Raw genomic sequence first — 17,083 nt, forward strand, 5'->3', positions numbered from 1 at the left:
TAACAAATTTGTGGATTTTAGTAAATATATTTGTGATGTTACAAAGCGAAAAACAGTATTAACCAAATTTAATAATTCAAATTATGAAAACATTAAAACTTTCATTATTTGCAGTGGTAGGAGCGTTATTTTTTGTTTCTAACTCAGCAAATGCTCAAACAGCGACTGCTAAAAAAGTGACGAACCTTACAGAAACCAAAACTTCTGAGCCATCAAAAATCACTTGGACTGAAGACGTATTTAACTTTGGTGAGGTAGAAAAAGGTCATCCTGCATCTCACGAGTTTACATTTAAAAACACTACAGATCAAACTATATTAATTACTCACGTTAAAGCATCTTGCGGATGTACAGCTACTAACTATACTAAAACTCCTATTAAACCGGGAGAAACTGGTAGTGTAACTGCAACGTACAATGCAGCTAATCCGGGTAACTTTACTAAAACTATTACAGTTACCACTAATGATACTGACGTGAAAAAAGTACTTACGATTAAAGGTAAAGTTGTTGCTCAGCAATAACTAGATTTTCATAGCAATTCGAAAGAAAACCATCAGGCAACTGATGGTTTTTTTTATCTCAATGTGTAAAGTTTATTTTACATTATGAAAAAAGTTTTTTACATTTGGCCTCTAACTTAAAATCAATCAATATGAAAACGAACTATTTGTTTCCGCACAAGCTTAAAAGAATTAGCGGTATTATTTTTTTACTGACGTTTATATTCTTAGTAATTATTTTCTTTTTTGACAGGGGTACATTTGAATTCAGATCAAAAACGTTTGCTTTTATAGGGGCAAAAGAATTATCTGAAAAATTTTTTTTCAGTATAATTGAAGATTCTATTACAGATGAAATATTAATGCTGTTTGTAATTCCTGCCGGTATCATTTATGCTTTTTCAAAAGAACGATATGAAGATGAAATGGTGGCATCAGTCCGCTTGCACAGTTTGGCGTGGTCTACTATAATTAATTACAGTATCATACTTATTTGTTATACTTTTATTTACGGAATGCCATTTTTAGATGTATTAATGGGGGCAATGTTGTCACAGCTTCTTATCTTTATACTCCTGTTTCGCTACAATATTTATAAACTAAACAAGGCAGGGACAGATGAAGAATAATATAAAAGTACAACGCGCCATACATAATTTTACACAACAGGATCTTGCCGATAAAATAGGTGTGAGCAGGCAAACTATTAATGCCATGGAAAAGGGTAAGTATGTACCTTCAACCGCATTGGCATTAAAGCTGTCACAGTTGTTTAAAATAAGTGTAAACGAAATATTTGAACTGGAAGCCGAAGATTAAGTAGGTTTTCTTAACTCTTTAAAATATCCTTATCATGGAAAAGGCATTTATACAGTCGCCACTTGGTATTACCCTTATAGAAGGGGACGGAGAGGGTGTATCTAAAATTTCTGTTCTGGATGATAAGGATATCAAACAATCTGAAACCATACCACAGGAACTGCAAGATGCAGTCCAACAGTTACAGGAATATTTTAACGGTAACCGAAATGATTTTAGTTTTAAGCTTAATCCTCATGGTACTGATTTCCAGAAAAAAGTTTGGAATGCCCTGCTGGAAATCCCTTTTGGGAAAACCACTTCCTACCAGGAACTTTCCATAAAACTGGGAGATGTAAAAGCTATAAGAGCCGTGGCAAGTGCTAATGGTAAAAACCCATTATGGATAGTAGTGCCCTGCCACCGTGTTATAGGGAGCGATGGTTCGCTTACAGGGTATGCGGGCGGACTGTGGCGTAAAAAATGGCTCTTGGAGCATGAAAACCCTGTAAAGCAGCAGTCCCTTTTCTAAATCGGTTTTTTCTTAACATATTCCGCACACCGGTTTGATGCTATGGTAGCAAAAATTATGTAAATTCGTAACCATAGTCATTAAAACCAACCCAATGAGATTTCTTAAAAAATTCATTATATGGCTTGTTGTAATCATTGCAGCCATAGTAGCATTACTATATATATTTAATGTAGACTATTTAATAAAAGCGGTAAGAGTAGTATACCTTAACGGTAAAACTACAGCCTTTTTGGACGACTACGAATATTTTGATAACCGTGTAGTGGAAAACGGTACAGGACAACCCTGGGCAACCCACGCTGATTATAACAAAGTTCCTGCAACCGAAAGATTGGAAGATACCCACCAAAAACTGGGAACGGTAGCTTACCTTGTTATTAAAAACGACAGTATTTGGCATGAAAGCTATTACGATGGTTATGGTAAGGATTCTAAAACCAATTCGTTCTCAATGGCAAAAAGTATTGTTTCGGCAGCACTTTTTAAAGCTATTATGGAAGGGAAGATAAAAGGCGTTGACCAAAAAGTATCTGATTTTTATCCTGAATATAAAGAAGGTTATGCGGCAGAACTTACAGTGGGCGACCTTTCATCTATGGCTACAGGTTTAGACTGGGGTGAGCAGTACAGTAGTCCGTTTTCGGTAACTACCCGTGCTTACTTTGATGATAATCTCCCGCAAACGGTGCTTGATGTTAAAGTAACCCAGGAGCCGGGTAAAGAGTTTGTGTATGTAAGTGGTGCTACCGAACTTTTGGCTATGGTGCTTACCAAAGCTACTGGGCAAACACTGTCAGAATATGTATCGGATAAATTCTGGAAACCTATGGGTGCCGAAAACCCTGCACTATGGCAGCTTGATGAACCAAACGGAATTGAAAAAGCCTACTGCTGTTTTGCCAGTAATGCGCGCGACTTTGCCCGTTTTGGTAAACTGTTTCTGCATGAAGGAAACTGGAACGGTAACCAGATTATCGATTCGGCTTACGTGAACAAAATGGTAACACCGCGTTTCCCGCAGTCACCACAATACGGTTACGGTTGGTGGATAAACCAGTACCTAAACAAAAAAATGTATTACATGCGAGGGCATTTGGGTCAGTTTGTAATTGTAGTGCCACAGGATAATGTGATTATTGTACGCCTAGGCCATACTAAAGGATTACAAACAGTGCAGGACCCTCATAGTAACGACTTTTATGTATATGTAGATGAGGCTTATAAAATGATGGGAATGCTTAAACCGGATGAGGGTAAAGGCAACAGCCTGCAAATGACTATGGAAGAAGCCCAAAAGGAGGAATAATTTATGATAGAGAGGATAAACCTTGAAAATATACTTTTTTTAGATATTGAAACCGTTCCGGAGGAAAGGCACTTTGGTTTACTGGACGAGGAAACACAATCGCTGTTTGAACAAAAAACGGCTTACCAGCGCAGGGATGAATATACTCCCGAGGAGTTTTATGACCGTGCCGGTATTTGGGCTGAGTTTGGTAAGATAGTTTGTCTTTCGGCGGGGTTCTTTACTTTTCGTGGTGACATAAGGCATTTTAGGGTTACCTCCTTTTTTGGGGAGGAAGATAAGATATTAAAGGATTTTAGTAACCTGCTTAATAATCATTTCAGTCAGCCACAACACATTATGTGCGGGCACAATGCCAAGGAATTTGATTTTCCCTTTATAGCCCGAAGGATGATAATAAACGGAATTACCATCCCTAACAAGCTGAACCTTTTTGGTAAAAAACCGTGGGAAGTACCACATTTGGACACTATGGAGTTATGGAAGTTTGGTGATTATAAAAGTTTTACCTCATTAAAACTGCTTACCAAAGTACTGGGTATACCTTCGCCAAAAGGAGATATAGACGGTAGCCAGGTAGGCGAGGTGTATTACATAGAAAAAGATATAGACCGTATTGTAACCTACTGTGAAAAGGACGTTATAGCGGTAGCACAGATATTACTACGTTTCCGTCGTGAGGACCTTTTAATAGAAGAGGAAATAATACACGTATAAAAGGTTACTTTTGTTACAAACCTATTTTTAGGAAACCTTTAATTTTACCACATGAGCGATAGCCTGCTAAATATAAACCATATAACAATCTCGGCCAGGAAAGAAGGACAATGGACACCCATTGTGCACGACAGCACCTTTACACTGGAGCAAAATGAGATACTGGGTATAGTGGGCGAATCGGGTAGTGGTAAATCGGTTACTTCACTGGCGGTAATGGGACTGCTGCCTAAAGGTATACTACAGGTAACACAGGGAAGTATTGCTTTTGAAGGCAGAGACATCTCGCAGTTAACCACACGTGAGATGAGGAATGTTAGAGGTAATGATATTGCCATGATATTCCAGGAACCTATGAGTTCGCTTAACCCGTCGCTTAAATGCGGTTATCAGGTAGAGGAAATATTAAAGGAACATACTTCACTCTCAAAAAAAGAAATTAAGGCAACGGTACTTTCCCTTTTTGAAAAGGTAAAACTCCCAAACCCCGAAAAGATATACAACCGTTATCCGCACGAAATTTCGGGAGGGCAAAAGCAAAGGGTCATGATAGCCATGGCTATTGCCTGTAAGCCCAAAATACTTATTGCCGATGAGCCTACAACAGCACTCGATGTTACCGTACAAAAAGAAATAATACTATTACTTAAAGAGCTGCAACAGGAAACTAAAATGAGTATTATATTCATTTCGCACGACCTGTCGCTTGTATCTGAAATTGCCAATAGGGTACTGGTAATGTACAAAGGTAATATTGTAGAGCAAGGAGTAGCAACAGAGATATTTGAGAACCCGAAGCATACCTACACCAAAGCGCTTATAAACTCGAGGCCATCGCTGGATGTACGCCTTAAAAGACTGCCTACCATTCAGGATTACCTTGAAGGGACAGTTGATAAAACCGAGGTGACCCCGCAACAGCGTAAGGAAGAGCACGAAAAGCTATACAGCAAGCCACCATTACTGGAGGTAATTAATGTGGATAAAGAATATGTTTCATCAGCCGGATTGTTTGGTCGTGATGTAAAATTTAAAGCTGTGAATGATGTAAGCTTTAAAATTTATGAAGGTGAAGCACTGGGATTGGTGGGCGAGTCGGGTTGTGGTAAATCTACACTGGGTAATGCCATACTGCAACTGGAGAAAGCCACTGCCGGAAGTATTTTATACAAAGGACAGGATCTTACCAAACTCAGTACATCTGCGATAAGGGAACTCCGTAAGGAAATACAAATTATATTTCAGGATCCTTATTCGTCCCTAAACCCAAGGATAACTGTGGGTAAAGCCATAATGGAACCTATGAAGGTGCACAGGCTGTATAAAAACGATACGGAACGAAGGGAAAAAACCATCGAAATACTTAACAGGGTAGGACTGGGAGAAGAACATTTTAACCGTTATCCGCACGAGTTTTCGGGAGGGCAGCGTCAGCGTGTGGGGATAGCCCGTACCATAGCATTACAGCCCAAACTTATAGTTTGTGACGAATCGGTTTCTGCATTGGATATTTCGGTTCAGGCACAGGTACTCAACCTGCTTAATGAGTTAAAGGAGAACTTTGGTTTTACCTATATTTTTATTTCGCACGACCTTGCCGTTGTAAAATATATGAGCGATCAGGTATTGGTAATGAATAAGGGACAGATTGAGGAAATGAATGAGGCCGATGCACTGTATGAACATCCGGAAAAGGAATATACTAAAAAGCTTATTGAAGCGATACCAAAAGGAAACTGATGATGACTACCGAATTTGACAGAAAGAAACACTGGGAAAATATATATACTACAAAACAGCTTAACGAGGTAAGTTGGTATCAGCCCAATCCCGAAACGGCTTTGAGTTGTGTACAAAAATTTAATTTACCTAAGAACTCAAAGATTATTGATATAGGCGGAGGGGACAGCTTTTTTGCCGATGCGCTTTTGGAGTCGGGGTATACCAATATTACGGTTTTGGATATATCAGAAGCCTCTTTAGAAAGAGCAAAGGAAAGATTAGGTGATAATGCCGGTAAAGTGAACTGGATAGTGAGTGATATTACCGAATTCACTCCTGCCGAAAAATATGATTTTTGGTTTGACCGTGCCGCTTTTCATTTTTTAACCAATGATAATGATGTTGCTAATTATATTAGCAATGCCGTGAAAGCCATTGCCGATAATGGTATTGCGGTTATAGGAACCTTCTCGGAAAACGGACCTTTAAAATGCAGCGGTATCGAAATTAAGCAATACTCTAAGGAAGGTTTAGCTTCACGCTTTGAATCTTATTTTGATACTATAGAATGTATTAACCTAGATCATAAAACCCCGTTTGATACAATACAGAATTTTACTTTTTGCAGCTTTAGGAAGAAGTAAATAAGCTACTTGAATTTTCCATTTCGAGCGTAATGCAATGAAGTCGAGACACGAGGCTGTAAGCCCAACTGATGAATTTCAGAGATTTCTCCTTTCGTCGAAATGACAAAGAGGTGTTAATAAGTATCCGCTGTTTGAGCCGAAGGTGAGTTCGGATCGTTTAACCGATTGCAATAATTTTTAGCCTAAGGAGCCTCTGCCTTGACTTTTTGGTTCTTTAGTGTCAAGACAAAAGAATGAATAAAAAAACCTACAAGGTTTTTAAACCTTGCAGGTTGATACTGTATTATAATTGTATGAACAATTAGTCTATTACCATTTCAGGAATATCACCTTCAACAATCAGTGTTCCTTCGGTAGCATTTTTAATATCTTCAACAGTTACGCCTGGTGCACGTTCCAATAGTTTAAAACCTTCGGGTACTATTTCAAGAACTGCCAGTTCGGTAACTATTTTCTTTACACAGCCCACACCGGTTAACGGTAGCGAACATCTTTTTAATAGTTTTGATTCTCCGGCTTTGTTAACATGCATCATGGCTACGATGATGTTTTCGGCAGAAGCTACTAAGTCCATAGCACCACCCATACCTTTTACCATTTTACCCGGAATTTTCCAGTTGGCAATATCTCCGTTCTCAGCCACTTCCATAGCTCCTAAAATAGTAAGGTCTACGTGTTGTCCGCGGATCATACCAAAACTCATTGCCGAATCAAAAAATGAAGCACCCGGTAATGTGGTTATGGTTTGTTTACCTGCATTAATAACATCGGCATCCTCTTCTCCCTCAAACGGGAAAGGACCCATGCCCAGTACACCGTTCTCACTTTGGAATTCTACCGATATATCTTCCCTTACGTAATTGGCAACCAGGGTTGGGATACCAATACCAAGGTTAACAAAGTATCCGTCTTTAACTTCTTTTGCTATTCTTTTTGCGATTTGCTCTTTACCTAATGCCATGATTAATTACGTTTTCTGGTTGTACGTTGCTCAATTCTTTTCTCGTATTTTTCTCCTTTAAAAATACGCTTCACAAATATCCCCGGAATATGTATTTGGTTAGGGTCAAGCTCACCCGCAGGAACCAGTTCTTCTACTTCGGCAACAGTTATTGTTGCTGCCCCTGCCATACAGGAGTTAAAGTTTCTGGCAGTACCTTTAAAAATAAGGTTACCTGCTTCGTCACCTTTCCAGGCTTTTACTATAGCAAAATCGGCTTTATAAGCCTCTTCAAGAATATGCATTTTACCGTTAAACTCTCTCGCTTCTTTACCTTCTGCAACTTCGGTACCATATCCGGCAGGAGTATAGAATGCAGGGATACCTGCCTGTGCAGCACGGCATTTTTCTGCCAGTGTTCCCTGTGGAGTAAGTTCAACATCAAGCTCACCGCTTAACATTTGTCTTTCAAACTCGGCATTCTCACCCACATAAGAAGAAATCATTTTTTTGATTTGTTTTTTCTGTAGTAATAGTCCCAGACCAAAATCGTCTACTCCGGCATTGTTTGAAATACAGGTTAGGTTAGTAGTGCCTTTTTTTACCAGTTCGGCAATACTGTTTTCAGGAATACCGCTAAGGCCAAAACCACCCAGCATTATAGTCATCCCGTCTTTTATATCGCGTAAAGCTTCCTCAACGTTTTGTACTTTTTTATTAATCATACAATGTATTTTAGTTTTGAGGGATAAATATATAAAAAAACGCCCTCTTGAAGGGCGTTTTTTTATGAGATTTAGAATTCGCTTAAATCTATTTGTTTTACTGCGGTGGAATCCACTTCTGTTTCTTTCTTCTCTTTACAGTCCACGTCTATAGTTAGATTTTTCGGACGTTCAAAGTCTTTATCTGAAACAACAAGGTCAGCATTATTGTAACATTTTTTCATGTATAATGCCCATATTGGCAGTGCCATGGTAGCACCCTGTCCGTATGTAATAGACCTAAAATGGGCTGCACGGTCGTCGTTACCTACCCAAACCCCTGTTGCTAAATCGGGTACCATACCAATAAACCAACCGTCCGACTGGTTTTGTGTTGTACCTGTTTTACCTGCAATAGGGTTAGAGAACTGGTACGGGTGTCCTGTTATACGTTTATAAACCTCAGTGTTTATTTTACCAAATCGAAGCCTTCTACCAGATCCGCTTTGGGTAACACCTTCAAGAAGTTTAATAACTGTATAAGCAATATCTTTATTAAATACCTCTACCGGTTTTGCTACCGGCTGGTAAAGTACTACTCCGTTTTTATCTTCAATACGTGTAATTACTATTGGTTTGATGTATAGTCCCTGATTAGCAAAAGTACTATAGGCAGCAACCATTTCGCTTACGGTAACATCTACAGCACCCAGTGCGATAGCAGGCTGTTCAGGTATATTTGATGTAATACCTAAACGATGGGTAAGGTCTACTACTGTTTTTGGACCTACACGTTCCATAAGTTTTGCCGAAGCCGTGTTTACAGAGTTTGCAAGTGCTTCACTATACGGAATCATACCTCTGTATTTTCCGTCAGAGTTTCTTGGACTCCATGGCTGCTCAATACCAAACTTACCTTTTGGCATGGTATAAGGCGAATCGTTAATAGAGTCACAAGGAGATATGTGCAACTGCTCTATAGCTGTAGCATATACAAATGGTTTGAAGGTAGAACCTACCTGTCTTGCTCCCTGTGCTACGTGGTCGTACTGGAAGTATTTATAATCTATACCGCCTACCCATGCCATAACATGACCGGTTTGTGGCCTCATAGACATCATACCGGTTTGCAGGAAGTTTTTGTAATACCTTATGGAATCCATAGGAGTCATAATGGTATCTTTTTCACCCTTCCATGTAAAAATTCTCATTTTGGTTTTTACATCAAATGACTTACGTATTTCTTCGTCGCTTTTCTCTTCGGCCTTCATCATTCTCCAGCGATCAGAGTTTTTTGCTGCCCTTTCCATTATCCTTTTTGTCTCTTCCTGAGAGATATTTCTGAAAGGAGCGTTTTTATTGTTTTTGTTATCAATAAAAAACTGTTCCTGCAGGTTAGCAAGGTGTTCCTGTACTGCTTCCTCAGCATACTTTTGCATGCGGGAGTCAATGGTTACATATATCTTTAAACCGTCTTTGTAAATGTTATATTCGGTTCCGTCTTCTTTAGGGTTATCCTTTACCCATTTACCCATAAATTCCCTTAGGTATTCACGGAAGTAAGTGGCAATACCTTCGTTATGCGTTTCCGGGCTATAGTGTAGTTCAATAGGTTTAGCCTGTAATGCTTTTTTCTCCTCTTCGGTAATAAAATCGTTTTTCGCTAACTGATGAAAAACAATGTCTCTTCTGTATTTAGATCGGTCAGGATGTGATTTAGGGTTAAATCGGGAAGGGTTGGTAAGCATACCTACAATTACAGCCGACTCTTCTACTGTAAGGTTTTTAGGCTCTTTACCAAAGTATATTTTTGCAGCCGAACGTATACCTACGGCCTGATTAACAAAATCTACCGTGTTAAGGTACATGGCAAGAATTTCGTCTTTAGTATATTGTTTTTCCAGTCGGGTAGCTATAACCCATTCTTTAGCTTTCTGGATTATCCTCATGATAAGGTTTTTAGAACCTTCACCATGAAAAAGGTTTTTGGCAAGCTGTTGGGTAATAGTACTGGCACCACCATCACGTCCTAAAAACACAACGGCTCTCATAGTACCCCTGGCATCGATGCCCGAGTGATCGTAGTAACGCTCATCCTCTGTTGAGGTTAATGCATCAACAAGATTTTGTGGCAAATCGGCAAACTTTACCGGAGTACGGTTTTGGGTATAGAATTTACCCAATGTTTCACCATCTGAAGAAATAATCTCGGTAGCAACATTAGATTCCGGATTTTCCAGCTCCTCGAAGGTAGGCATGTGACCAAACAGCCCCCACGAAGCAAAAAGGAAAAAGAATACAGCCATCAGTACCCCAACGATGTATATCTTCCAGAATGTTTTAATGTACTTAGAGAAATTCTCCGGTTGCTTATTGTTATTTGCAGCACCCTTTTTCTTTGTTGCCATAACTATGTTTTTATTCTTCTTTAGATTCTATCCTGAAACCTACTTCGGTAACGCCTTCCAGCTCCTCTACACCGGGTATACTGCCCGATTTTCTAACCGCCTGTTCAATGTTCACGGTGTAGTTACCGGCTTTAGGGAAATTATATTCGCCCTCAAAGCCCTTGTACCAAAGTTTACTTTCCTTAACATCAGAGAAACCTTTACCCATAAGCGAACCATCGGGGTTTGCCATCATGTATTCCAGTGTATCGGTAACTGTAATACCGTTTGGCTGTTCCAGGTTTACAATAAGGAATATATTATTAAACGGGTAATTGTTGTTGTTTCTTATGTTAACAAACATATTGTAAGGAGTAACGGTATCGTTTTGTTCAAACTGAAACGAAACGATACTGTCTTTATTCCATGTGCCGTTAAAGGCCTTGTAGTCGTCAAATACGCGCTTTTTGTCGCAAGATGCGGTAAGGAAAAGCAGTCCTAAGGCTATAAGGCTATTTCTTATCAGCATTTTTATTATCAGATGATGGTTTATTATTATTGTTGTTAGAAGGTTTTTTCCTCCTGTTGTTATTACCTCCCTGTTTATTGTTTGGCCTGTTACCTCCTTCTTTAGGAGCACCGCCTCCCTGCTGTTTGTTAGCAGGTTTATTATTGCCGCCGTTGCCGTTATTACGGTTTTGGTTAGGCTTAGCTGTTTTTGCAGGCCTCTCTGTTGCCGGAGCATCAGCGGTAACCTTTTTCTTTTTAGAAACAGGTTTTTTCTTTTTGTTTTTCGGTTTATCGAAACGCGTAAGACTATCCTGACCCACCACATTCTGGAAGCTCTTCTCAATGCTTTCTTCGCTTGTAGTATCCGGCTCAACAGCATAATCCTCTAATGCAGCAATACGCTTGTGTTCCTTATTAAGGTCTACAATTTCCTTAACCTGATCGGCACTAATAACATGCCAGTGTGCCATATTATTAGTGTAGGCAAACCACATAAGTCCTTTAAAAATATCTACTTTTTGGCAAATAGCATCACCTTTTTCGGTGTATAGCTTAGTGTCAAGATCCGGTAATTCTTTAAGCGCATCAAGATAAGTATCCAGCTCGTAGTTAAGGCAGCATTTAAGCTTACCACACTGTCCTGCCAGTTTTTGCGGATTTAGCGAAAGTTGCTGGTAACGCGCTGCAGAGGTGTTTACACTCCTAAAGTCAGTTAACCATGTAGAACAGCAAAGCTCCCTACCGCAGGAACCGATACCTCCAAGCCTTGCTGCTTCCTGACGGAAACCAACCTGCTTCATCTCGATCCTGATACCAAACTCCCTGGCATAATCTTTAATTAGCTGACGGAAGTCCACACGGTCGTTAGCCGTATAGTAGAACGTAGCCTTAGAGCCATCGCCCTGAAACTCGATGTCTGATATCTTCATTTCAAGGTTAAGCTTAATAGCCAGCTCGCGGGCAATAACCTTCATAGGTTCTTCCCTGTTGCGGGCTTCGCTCCATATATCAATATCCTTTTGGGTTGCTTTACGGTATATTTTAAGTACCTCCCCGTTTGGATCTGCGTTCTTTTTTTTCATTTGTACCTTAACCAGTTCCCCGGTTAGGGTTACAATACCTATATCGTGACCCGGCGAAGCTTCGGTAGCGACAATGTCGCCCATGCTTAGCGTAAGTTTATCGTTATTTTTGTAAAAGTCTTTTCTTCCGTTTTTAAAGCGAACCTCCACACAATTAAACGTCTCTTCACCACCCGGGAGGCTCATGTTAGAAAGCCAGTCAAAAACAGTAAGTTTGTTACAACTGTCCGTCCCACAAGTCCCATTATTTTTACATCCTTTGGGCGTTCCGTCTTTGGAGCCCGTAGAACAGTTTGTACATGCCATAATTTCTAAAATATATATTGATCGCGGATGAAACCGCTACTGATTCTTAAACGATTTTGTGTGTAAAGATAGTATTTTTAACCTAATATTTCGTGAATGTAATCATAAAGCGCAAAGCCGGTTGTGAAGCCTGATTATCAGTGCCTGTAATAAAAAAAGCCCGCACAATGTGCGGGCTTTTGTATGTATGTGGTATATGTTTTATTCGGTAACCTTAAACAGCTTGTCTGAAAGGCGTATCCTGAACGGAACCTCAAAGGTAACCCTGTCACCTTTTACCGCAGTAGTACCCTCTTTACCGTTAACAAACATTTTGTTTAAAACCAGTTCCTGTTCCCCTGTGCTAGGGCCAACAATCATGATTTTATCTCCGGCATTAAGCTCGTGGTTCTCTATGGTAAACTGTGCGATAGATGCTTTTGTAAAGTAGTGGTCTCCCTTGCCAACAAGCACTTTTCTCACTTTTTTAACCGTTTTTGCCTTAGCAAGCGGAGTGCTCGTTACGGCATCGCCGGTTTTTTTGTAAGTAAGCCTGTCTGATTTTCCTTTTTTGAAAATCATGTTACCGTTCATAATACCGCGGCGAAGTGCTTTTTGCTCCTCTTCAGGCATGTGTATTACATCCTGGCAGGCTTCACTACAGCAGTTTTCGCTGGCAGCCTTACAGTCGTCACACTGAATAAACAATAGGTGACACGCCTCGTTAGCACAGTTGGTGTGGTTGTCACACGGCTTACCGCACTGGTGGCACTGCGATACAATATCATCGGTAATACGCTCACCCAAACGGTGGTCGAATACAAAGTTTTTACCTATAAATTTACTTTCTATACCTTCGGCTTTTACCTGACGGGTGTATTCAATAATACCACCCTCAAGCTGGTATACGTTTTTAAACCCTTTGTGCTTAAAGAAAGCACTTGCCTTTTCACAACGAATACCCCCTGTGCAGTACATTAACAGATTTTTATCGTCTTTATGCTCGGCTAACTGGTTTTCTATAATGGGTAGGGATTCTCTAAAAGTATCAACATCGGGTTTAATAGCACCAACAAAGTGACCTATTTCGCTCTCGTAGTGGTTACGCATATCCACCACTATAGTGTTAGGGTCGCTAAGCATGGAGTTAAACTCGTTTGCTTTAAGGTGTACCCCTTTATTGGTTACGTCAAAAGTATCATCGTTAAGGCCATCGGCAACAATCTTGCTACGCACTTTGATGGTAAGTTTCAGGAACGAAAGGTCGTCCTGCTCTACCGCCACATTTAGCCTGATGTCTTTCATGAACGGGTAAGTGTCCAGGTGGTCTTTAAAGGTGTAAAAATTATCGGCAGGAAGCGAAAGCTGGGCGTTAATACCCTCTTTAGCCACGTATATCCTACCTAAAACCTCCAGTTGGTTCCAAGCCTTGAACAGGTCGTCTCTAAATTGTTGCGGATCTTGAATGTGCGCGTAAGCGTAGAAAGACAGCGTAAGGCGCTGCTTGCCCGATTGCTCTATAAGCTCGGCTCTTTCTTCGGCGCTTAAAGTGTTGAACAGTTGCATGCTATACAAAAATTTAAGTTTCAGAAAGTTATGTGATATCTATGTATCTATATTCCAGGCTCTAAATGGAAGAACCGGGCGGCAAAGATAGGGAAAATCAGTTAATTGGCAAATAGAGTTATTTTTTTGGTACTATTCTAAATGTTGTTCTGTAAGTATAATTCTTCTTATACTTCTTTTATCATCGAATGGAACTACGAATTCATCTGATTCTTCTTCATTGAATTCAAATTCAATTTGTGGTTGTTTACTTGTGTTTATTAAATCAACATAAGTCCCATAATCAAGAGAATAAATATTATACCTAATTCCTGGATTGTCTTTGTCAGAATATCCTCTCTTAACAATATGGATAACTCTTGCGTCAAATAATTTTTGGATAATAGAATTTTGCTCTAACGTTCTAGACACTAAGAAAGATCTAGCCTTTTTCTTGCCTATTACTTCGTCAATAATTAAGCGAATCTTTTCGTGTAAAACATTATCAAGGTTTTTAGCTTTATCATTTTCAAACCATTGTCGACTAGCTTCTACTACAATCTTTTTGTCTATATTAGAAGAGTTTTTTCTTTGAGCATCAAAAAAAGCGAGAGTAAAAATATTTATATAATCTCTTACAACTCCTTCTGAAGCTCTAACTAACTCATCAAAAGAGGGACTTCCTGTGAATAATGTTTGTAAGAGATGTTTGTTAGTTTTTATTCCATAATTTTCATATAAATAATTTTCTGGAAGTTCAGATTTTATATGTTTAAATAAAATTTCAGAAAAAGTATTAGTTATCTCACTAGGGTTTCTATCATATACAAAATATTCATCAATATCAAGATTTGTGCTTATGTCGCTTCCCAATTCAAAACCTATATAATTATGTTTTTCTCTTGGAATTGTAAAACTTGATCTATACTCAAGAGCCCCGATTTTTAAAATGACCTCTGGGACAGGAATAAAAGACTTTTTTAAAAACTCTGCAAGATATGGTTGGATGTCGAAAGGTATAGCAGACCACTCATCTATGATGAGGAATAGATCGGCTTCAGCTTCTTTTAATACCCGTTGTAAATAATGATGTAAGTCTGGGAAAACTATTTTTTCAAATTCTTCGGTTTCAAATTCGGTAGTTCTTTCATTTTCATTACTCTTTGTGCTACCATTTTTAAAATTAACATCAATATTTGAAGGCGAGATACTAATATTATTTTCAGACAGTTTTTCTTTAACTCCTTTTTCTCTATTAGTGATTTTTTTTGATTTTTGAATTTCCTCTATTGAAGCCTTTGAGAGAGAAGCTAGGGATTCTAAAGCTAAATCTGAATTTTTATTTGGATTGTGAGCAATATAATTTAATATAGAATCAAATATTTCATTTAAAATATCAGTAAATAAAGACGAGCATCTATATTCAATTGACATTGTACGATCTGTAAACTGAGGTGAGCTACCTAAGAATCTACAGTCGATATAACAAGTAGTTTTACTAGGAGACTTATTTATAGTGTCTTCTAAAATTCTTAAAATATGAGTCTTCCCAGTTCCTCTTCTACCGTATAAAATTTGATTGTTATTGTTTATAAGTTGTGGGAGGATACCTACTTCTACATAAGAATCAATTATTTTGCTTATATCCCTTTGTCTTTCCGCTCTTTGTGAAATGCTAGAGACAGCTTGTATAACTTTACTATCTTTTATCATCTTGGTAAGGTATTTTTAAATCTTGATAAATCTAAAAATTTATTTTAACATTTTTAAAAGAAAATTTTCATATAAGATTTTTTTCTATTAATATTGCTACGACAAAAAAAAGCACTAATTTTACTGGAAATTAATAAGCAAAACATGAGCGGAGATAAAGAAGCCAAATTAAAGGCACTGCAGCTAACGCTGGATAAACTGGACAAGGCATATGGTAAAGGTACGGTAATGAAACTGGGCGACCAGGCCGTAGAGGAAGTGGAGGTTATCCCTTCGGGATCGCTGGGAGTAGACCTTGCCCTTGGGGTAAACGGGTACCCGCGCGGAAGGATAATAGAGATATACGGTCCGGAATCATCGGGTAAAACAACCCTTACCCTGCACGCTATTGCCGAAGCGCAAAAAGCCGGTGGTATCGCTGCGTTTGTGGATGCCGAGCATGCTTTTGATCGTCATTATGCCGAAAAATTAGGAGTAGATATTGAGAATCTTATCATATCACAACCGGACAACGGGGAGCAGGCACTGGAAATTGCCGAAAACCTTATCCGTTCGGGCGCTATTGATATTGTGGTGATTGACTCGGTTGCGGCACTTACGCCAAAAAGTGAGATTGAAGGTGAAATGGGAGATTCAAAAATGGGTCTGCATGCACGTCTTATGTCTCAGGCGTTACGTAAGCTAACCGCTACCATTAGTAAAACACACTGTACAGTATTTTTTATTAACCAGCTTCGTGAAAAAATTGGTGTTATGTTTGGTAACCCTGAAACCACTACGGGTGGTAACGCACTTAAGTTTTATGCTTCGGTAAGGCTTGATATTCGTCGTTCATCTCAAATTAAAGATGGTGACAATGTAATAGGTAACCGTACTAAAGTAAAAATTGTTAAAAACAAAGTAGCACCACCGTTTAAAACTGCCGAGTTCGACATTATGTATGGCGAAGGGGTAAGCAAAACGGGTGAGATACTGGATCTTGCGGTTGAGTTTGACATCGTTAAGAAATCAGGTTCGTGGTTTAGCTATGGTGATACAAAACTGGGGCAGGGAAGGGATGCTGTGAAGTCCCTGATTAAGGATAACCCGGAACTCGCCGATGAACTGGAAGAGAAAATTAAAGAGGCAATTAAAGCAAGTGTTGCCTAGATAAAGTTAAAAACCCGAATTTTTTCGGGTTTTTTTGTGTTTAAACGCAACCTTTTGTGCATTTTAGCATCATATTTGTATAATGGAATTGAAAAGGTTTTTATGAGAAAGCTGGTTTTGTTTTTTGTTACTTTATTTTTAATCACTTCATGCTCAATGGACGAGGATAATCCGCAGTTTCATGTGCAGTTTGTACCTGCCGTGGAAGTAACTATGCCGGAATACTTTGTGCACGGGGAAACCTATGAGATAAATGTAAAGTACAAAAGGCCTACAGACTGTTATTTTTATGATGGGTTCTATTATAGTCAGGACGGTAATGCGCTTGTAATAGCCGTGCAAACACTGGTTATTGAAGATGCTAATTGTGAAAGCCTTGAAGATGTAGAGCCCGAAGAGGCTTCGTTTACATTTTCATGTAATCCTGATTATACCGGAACCTCATACCTGTTTAAGTTTTATACGGGTAAAAATGCCGACGGACATAACACCTACATGGAGATGGAGGTACCGCTAGCACAGTAGTAATAATTGCTAAAA

At 39.0% G+C, this 17,083-nt stretch carries 17 protein-coding genes; 10 read left to right on the forward strand and 7 right to left on the reverse strand.

Annotated features, from left to right (window positions below):
- The first annotated feature begins 83 nt into the window (after positions 1 to 83).
- From GN157_RS16530 to GN157_RS16565, 8 genes are all read left to right on the forward strand, one after another.
- Entirely contained in the window at positions 84 to 524 is a 441-nt protein-coding gene (locus tag GN157_RS16530) for a DUF1573 domain-containing protein (RefSeq protein ID WP_157484585.1), read from the forward strand.
- 131 nt (positions 525 to 655) lie between these two features.
- Complete coding sequence (locus tag GN157_RS16535; RefSeq protein ID WP_157484586.1) at positions 656 to 1,132, forward strand: hypothetical protein; 477 nt, start codon at positions 656 to 658, stop codon at positions 1,130 to 1,132.
- Positions 1,122 to 1,322, forward strand: coding sequence for a helix-turn-helix transcriptional regulator (locus GN157_RS16540; protein ID WP_035131548.1), 201 nt, complete (start codon positions 1,122 to 1,124; stop codon positions 1,320 to 1,322). Before GN157_RS16535 ends, GN157_RS16540 begins: the two co-directional genes overlap by 11 nt.
- A 34-nt stretch (positions 1,323 to 1,356) precedes the next feature.
- The gene (locus GN157_RS16545) at positions 1,357 to 1,833 is read left to right on the forward strand and encodes a methylated-DNA--[protein]-cysteine S-methyltransferase (RefSeq protein WP_157484587.1); all 477 of its coding nucleotides are present in this window, start codon (positions 1,357 to 1,359) and stop codon (positions 1,831 to 1,833) included.
- A gap of 94 nt (positions 1,834 to 1,927) precedes the next feature.
- A complete protein-coding gene (locus tag GN157_RS16550) occupies positions 1,928 to 3,142 on the forward strand; it encodes a serine hydrolase domain-containing protein (RefSeq protein WP_157484588.1) in 1,215 nt (404 codons plus the stop codon).
- A gap of 3 nt (positions 3,143 to 3,145) precedes the next feature.
- On the forward strand, positions 3,146 to 3,859 hold the full coding sequence (locus tag GN157_RS16555; RefSeq protein ID WP_157484589.1) for a 3'-5' exonuclease: 714 nt from the start codon (positions 3,146 to 3,148) through the stop codon (positions 3,857 to 3,859).
- Between the two features lie 51 nt (positions 3,860 to 3,910).
- Positions 3,911 to 5,599: an ABC transporter ATP-binding protein gene (locus tag GN157_RS16560; RefSeq protein ID WP_157484590.1), complete on the forward strand. Its 1,689-nt coding sequence runs from the start codon at positions 3,911 to 3,913 to the stop codon at positions 5,597 to 5,599.
- The gene (locus tag GN157_RS16565; protein ID WP_231749155.1) at positions 5,599 to 6,225 is read left to right on the forward strand and encodes a class I SAM-dependent methyltransferase; all 627 of its coding nucleotides are present in this window, start codon (positions 5,599 to 5,601) and stop codon (positions 6,223 to 6,225) included. Before GN157_RS16560 ends, GN157_RS16565 begins: the two co-directional genes overlap by 1 nt.
- Before the next feature lie 304 nt (positions 6,226 to 6,529).
- On the opposite strand, the gene GN157_RS16570 is transcribed toward GN157_RS16565, so the two are convergent.
- The 7 genes from GN157_RS16570 to GN157_RS16600 form a co-directional block, all read right to left on the reverse strand.
- On the reverse strand, positions 6,530 to 7,189 hold the full coding sequence (locus GN157_RS16570) for a CoA transferase subunit B (RefSeq protein ID WP_157484591.1): 660 nt from the start codon (positions 7,187 to 7,189) through the stop codon (positions 6,530 to 6,532).
- A 2-nt stretch (positions 7,190 to 7,191) separates the two neighbouring features.
- Complete coding sequence (locus GN157_RS16575; RefSeq protein ID WP_035131533.1) at positions 7,192 to 7,893, reverse strand: CoA transferase subunit A; 702 nt, start codon at positions 7,891 to 7,893, stop codon at positions 7,192 to 7,194.
- 71 nt (positions 7,894 to 7,964) lie between these two features.
- A complete protein-coding gene (locus tag GN157_RS16580) occupies positions 7,965 to 10,280 on the reverse strand; it encodes a penicillin-binding protein 1A (RefSeq protein WP_157484592.1) in 2,316 nt (771 codons plus the stop codon).
- Positions 10,281 to 10,290: 10 nt separating this feature from the next.
- Positions 10,291 to 10,788: a gliding motility lipoprotein GldH gene (locus tag GN157_RS16585; RefSeq protein WP_157484593.1), complete on the reverse strand. Its 498-nt coding sequence runs from the start codon at positions 10,786 to 10,788 to the stop codon at positions 10,291 to 10,293.
- Positions 10,772 to 12,157, reverse strand: coding sequence for a regulatory iron-sulfur-containing complex subunit RicT (locus GN157_RS18110; protein WP_157484594.1), 1,386 nt, complete (start codon positions 12,155 to 12,157; stop codon positions 10,772 to 10,774). Before GN157_RS18110 ends, GN157_RS16585 begins: the two co-directional genes overlap by 17 nt.
- Positions 12,158 to 12,358: 201 nt before the next feature.
- Positions 12,359 to 13,702 (reverse strand): oxygen-dependent tRNA uridine(34) hydroxylase TrhO, encoded by a 1,344-nt coding sequence (gene trhO, locus GN157_RS16595; RefSeq protein WP_157484595.1) that lies wholly within the window; start codon positions 13,700 to 13,702, stop codon positions 12,359 to 12,361.
- 132 nt (positions 13,703 to 13,834) lie between these two features.
- Positions 13,835 to 15,394, reverse strand: coding sequence for an ORC-CDC6 family AAA ATPase (locus GN157_RS16600; protein WP_157484596.1), 1,560 nt, complete (start codon positions 15,392 to 15,394; stop codon positions 13,835 to 13,837).
- A 144-nt stretch (positions 15,395 to 15,538) separates the two neighbouring features.
- Between GN157_RS16600 and recA the strand changes: the two genes are divergently transcribed.
- Together recA and GN157_RS16610 are read left to right on the forward strand one after the other, a co-directional pair.
- Positions 15,539 to 16,543: a recombinase RecA gene (gene recA / locus GN157_RS16605; protein WP_157484597.1), complete on the forward strand. Its 1,005-nt coding sequence runs from the start codon at positions 15,539 to 15,541 to the stop codon at positions 16,541 to 16,543.
- Between the two features lie 102 nt (positions 16,544 to 16,645).
- Entirely contained in the window at positions 16,646 to 17,068 is a 423-nt protein-coding gene (locus tag GN157_RS16610) for a hypothetical protein (protein ID WP_157484598.1), read from the forward strand.
- Positions 17,069 to 17,083: the final 15 nt, after the last annotated feature.

The sequence above is a fragment of the Flavobacterium rakeshii genome (genome assembly GCF_009741375.1).
Taxonomy (GTDB): domain Bacteria; phylum Bacteroidota; class Bacteroidia; order Flavobacteriales; family Flavobacteriaceae; genus Flavobacterium; species Flavobacterium rakeshii.

What these genes read in the sequence shown, in the direction of transcription:
- GN157_RS16545 (WP_157484587.1), top strand. Translation starts at nt 1,357, where the DNA reads ATGGAAAAGGCATTTATACAGTCGCCACTTGGTATTACCCTTATAGAA.
- GN157_RS16530 (WP_157484585.1), top strand. Translation starts at nt 84, where the DNA reads ATGAAAACATTAAAACTTTCATTATTTGCAGTGGTAGGAGCGTTATTT.
- GN157_RS16600 (WP_157484596.1), bottom strand. Translation starts at nt 15,394, where the DNA reads ATGATAAAAGATAGTAAAGTTATACAAGCTGTCTCTAGCATTTCACAA.
- trhO (WP_157484595.1), bottom strand. Translation starts at nt 13,702, where the DNA reads ATGCAACTGTTCAACACTTTAAGCGCCGAAGAAAGAGCCGAGCTTATA.
- GN157_RS16560 (WP_157484590.1), top strand. Translation starts at nt 3,911, where the DNA reads ATGAGCGATAGCCTGCTAAATATAAACCATATAACAATCTCGGCCAGG.
- GN157_RS16575 (WP_035131533.1), bottom strand. Translation starts at nt 7,893, where the DNA reads ATGATTAATAAAAAAGTACAAAACGTTGAGGAAGCTTTACGCGATATA.
- GN157_RS16570 (WP_157484591.1), bottom strand. Translation starts at nt 7,189, where the DNA reads ATGGCATTAGGTAAAGAGCAAATCGCAAAAAGAATAGCAAAAGAAGTT.
- GN157_RS16535 (WP_157484586.1), top strand. Translation starts at nt 656, where the DNA reads ATGAAAACGAACTATTTGTTTCCGCACAAGCTTAAAAGAATTAGCGGT.
- GN157_RS16550 (WP_157484588.1), top strand. Translation starts at nt 1,928, where the DNA reads ATGAGATTTCTTAAAAAATTCATTATATGGCTTGTTGTAATCATTGCA.
- GN157_RS16555 (WP_157484589.1), top strand. Translation starts at nt 3,146, where the DNA reads ATGATAGAGAGGATAAACCTTGAAAATATACTTTTTTTAGATATTGAA.
- GN157_RS18110 (WP_157484594.1), bottom strand. Translation starts at nt 12,157, where the DNA reads ATGGCATGTACAAACTGTTCTACGGGCTCCAAAGACGGAACGCCCAAA.
- GN157_RS16580 (WP_157484592.1), bottom strand. Translation starts at nt 10,280, where the DNA reads ATGGCAACAAAGAAAAAGGGTGCTGCAAATAACAATAAGCAACCGGAG.
- recA (WP_157484597.1), top strand. Translation starts at nt 15,539, where the DNA reads ATGAGCGGAGATAAAGAAGCCAAATTAAAGGCACTGCAGCTAACGCTG.
- GN157_RS16540 (WP_035131548.1), top strand. Translation starts at nt 1,122, where the DNA reads ATGAAGAATAATATAAAAGTACAACGCGCCATACATAATTTTACACAA.
- GN157_RS16585 (WP_157484593.1), bottom strand. Translation starts at nt 10,788, where the DNA reads ATGCTGATAAGAAATAGCCTTATAGCCTTAGGACTGCTTTTCCTTACC.
- GN157_RS16565 (WP_231749155.1), top strand. Translation starts at nt 5,599, where the DNA reads ATGATGACTACCGAATTTGACAGAAAGAAACACTGGGAAAATATATAT.
- GN157_RS16610 (WP_157484598.1), top strand. Translation starts at nt 16,646, where the DNA reads ATGAGAAAGCTGGTTTTGTTTTTTGTTACTTTATTTTTAATCACTTCA.